This window comes from Streptomyces anatolicus, from assembly GCF_019400875.1.
GTDB lineage: Bacteria > Actinomycetota > Actinomycetes > Streptomycetales > Streptomycetaceae > Streptomyces > Streptomyces anatolicus.
This window is the reverse complement of the sequence record NZ_WMBF01000723.1, coordinates 1-2,238: the sequence shown is the minus strand read 5'-3', so window position 1 is coordinate 2,238 and position 2,238 is coordinate 1. Positions and strand designations below refer to the sequence as shown.

Genomic DNA, 2,238 nt, shown 5'->3' with positions numbered 1-2,238 from the left:
CCCCGACCCCCCTGACTTTCACGGTTCGACTCCCGAAGGATTACGTATGTTCGACTCCGTACGCGAAGACCTCCAGGCCACCCTCGACGAGATCGCCGCCGCGGGGCTGCACAAGCCCGAGCGCGTCATCGGCACCCCGCAGTCCGCCACCGTCGCCGTCACGGCGGGCGGCCGCCCCGGCGAGGTGCTGAACTTCTGTGCGAACAACTACCTCGGTCTCGCCGACCACCCCGAGGTCGTCGCCGCCGCCCACGAGGCGCTGGACCGCTGGGGCTACGGCATGGCGTCCGTCCGCTTCATCTGCGGCACGCAGGAGGTCCACAAGGAGCTGGAGGCGCGGCTCTCCGCCTTCCTCGGCCAGGAGGACACGATCCTGTACTCCTCCTGCTTCGACGCCAACGGCGGTGTCTTCGAGACGCTGCTCGGCCCGGAGGACGCGGTCATCTCCGACGCGCTCAACCACGCCTCCATCATCGACGGCATCCGCCTGTCGAAGGCGCGCCGCTTCCGCTACGCCAACCGCGATCTCGCGGACCTGGAGCAGCAGTTGAAGGAGGCTTCCGGGGCCCGGCGCAGGCTGGTCGTCACGGACGGCGTCTTCTCCATGGACGGTTATGTCGCTCCGCTGCGGGAGATCTGCGACCTCGCCGACCGGTACGACGCCATGGTCATGGTCGACGACTCGCACGCCGTCGGTTTCGTCGGCCCCGGCGGTCGCGGCACCCCCGAGCTGCACGGCGTCATGGACCGCGTCGACATCATCACCGGCACGTTGGGCAAGGCGCTCGGCGGCGCCTCGGGCGGTTACGTCGCGGCCCGCGCCGAGATCGTCGCGCTGCTGCGCCAGCGGTCGCGCCCGTACCTCTTCTCGAACACGCTCGCGCCGGTGATCGCGGCGGCTTCCCTGAAGGTCCTCGACCTCCTGGAGTCGGCGGGTGACCTGCGCGAACGCCTCAACGCCAACACGGCCCTCTTCCGCTCGCGGATGACCGAGGAGGGCTTCGACATCCTGCCCGGCGACCACGCCATCGCCCCGGTCATGATCGGCGACGCGGCCGTCGCGGGTCGCATGGCCGAGCTGCTCCTTGAGCGGGGCGTGTACGTGATCGGCTTCTCGTACCCGGTGGTGCCGCAGGGCGCGGCCCGCATCCGCGTCCAGCTCTCCGCGGCGCACTCCACGGAGGACGTGAACCGCGCGGTGGACGCGTTCGTGGCGGCGCGCGCGGAGCTGGGGGAGTCGGGCGCGGCGTGACGCGGATGACGACGCGGCTCAGCCGGCCAGGGCCGCGGTGATCTGGCGGCTGGTCTGCGCGGCGACGCGGGGGTGCGCGGCGGCGTAGGTGGTGTACGCGTTGAGACCCGTGGCCAGGGCCCAGCCGCGGCCGCGGGTCCACGTGGCGTCGTCGACACCGAGCGCGCCGCGGAACACGGCCCTGCTCCGGGGCGACATCAGGGTGAAGGCGATGATCAGGTCACACGCCGGGTCGCCGACGCCCAGCTCGCCGAAGTCGATGACCGCGCTGAGGCGTCCGTCGACGGTCAGCAGATTGCCGGTGTGGAAGTCGCCGTGGCACCAGACCGGCGGACGGTCCCACTCGGGGGCGCTCAGGGCCGCGTCCCAGAGCGCGGTCATGGCCTCGGCGTCGAACACACCGGCGACCTCGCTGATGGCGGCGCGGGTGGCGCGGTCCCGGCCGGCGAGCGTGTCGGCGCGGACGTCCTCGGGCGCCGCATCGGCCGGAAAACGGACGTCCTTGGGCGCCGCCTCAGCAGGAAAGCAGTCCTCCGGCGCCGCCCCGGCCGGAAACACGTCCGGCGTGCACTTCTGGAGGGCGGCGAGGAACTCCGCGAGGCGTACGGCGGCCCGGGGTGAGTCGCCCAGCGCCTCAGGGGTCGCCACCTCGCCCTCCAGCCAGCGGGAGACGGCCCACGGCCACGGATAGCCGAGCCCGGGCTCTCCCAGCCCCACTGGCTCGGGGACGGCCAGCGGCAGGTGCGGGGCGAGCCGGGGCAGCCACGTGGACTCCTTCCTGGCCTGCCCGATCGCGTCGGCGTGACGGGGCAGCCGGACGGACAGCTCCTCGCCCAGGCGGTAGATCACGTGGTCCGAGCCGGCCGGGTCGAGCAGCTTGAGCGGCAGCCCGGCCCACTGCGGGAACTGTGTGTCGACCAGACGCCTGGCGAGGGCCGCATCGATGGCCGGGCGGGGGCAGGGGTCTGGGTGAGGGGACGGGGTAC

At 72.7% G+C, this 2,238-nt stretch carries 2 protein-coding genes; one reads left to right on the top strand and one right to left on the bottom strand.

The features are described 5' to 3' along the window. Nucleotides 1-46: 46 nt before the first annotated feature. Nucleotides 47-1,252: a glycine C-acetyltransferase gene (locus tag GKQ77_RS31840; protein ID WP_219692589.1), complete on the top strand. Its 1,206-nt coding sequence runs from the start codon at nt 47-49 to the stop codon at nt 1,250-1,252. 18 nt (nt 1,253-1,270) lie between these two features. On the opposite strand, the gene GKQ77_RS31835 is transcribed toward GKQ77_RS31840, so the two are convergent. After that, nucleotides 1,271-2,197, bottom strand: a complete 927-nt coding sequence (locus GKQ77_RS31835; RefSeq protein WP_219692590.1) for an aminoglycoside phosphotransferase family protein — start codon at nt 2,195-2,197, stop codon at nt 1,271-1,273. Nucleotides 2,198-2,238: the final 41 nt, after the last annotated feature.

Excerpts from the sequence above, each read along its gene's own strand:
- GKQ77_RS31840 (WP_219692589.1), top strand. The coding sequence starts at position 47 with ATGTTCGACTCCGTACGCGAAGACCTCCAGGCCACCCTCGACGAGATC.